Source organism: Dorea sp. 210702-DFI.3.125 (genome assembly GCF_020560945.1).
In the GTDB taxonomy this organism is placed as follows: Bacteria; Bacillota; Clostridia; order Lachnospirales; family Lachnospiraceae; genus Dorea; species Dorea formicigenerans.
In genome coordinates this window covers 1-222 of sequence record NZ_JAJCNF010000143.1, presented here as the reverse complement: position 1 = coordinate 222, position 222 = coordinate 1, and the positions used below count along the sequence as shown (strand labels likewise).

Annotated in this window: 1 protein-coding gene; it reads right to left on the bottom strand. The window is 50.5% G+C overall.

The window, feature by feature from the left end; translation table 11 throughout:
- Positions 1–222, bottom strand: a 222-nt coding sequence (locus LI164_RS15885) for a recombinase family protein (RefSeq protein ID WP_227087401.1), incomplete at both ends; no start/stop codon positions are given.

Here is a 222-nt window from a genome sequence, read left to right as displayed (position 1 = left end):
AGTTTCTTCCCAGACGGGATAAGTCCTTTGTGACAACGCAGTTGATTTTCCCGTCCTCGATGTCATCAATCATCCTTTGGAAACTTGGACGCTCGAAATTTGTCCCGCTCCATCCGTCGTCAATGTACTCGTCTACAACAGTCAGCCCATGCTCTGCGGCATACTGCCTAAGCATCATGCGCTGGGTCTGGATACTGCCGCTTTCCCCCTGTAATTCATCGT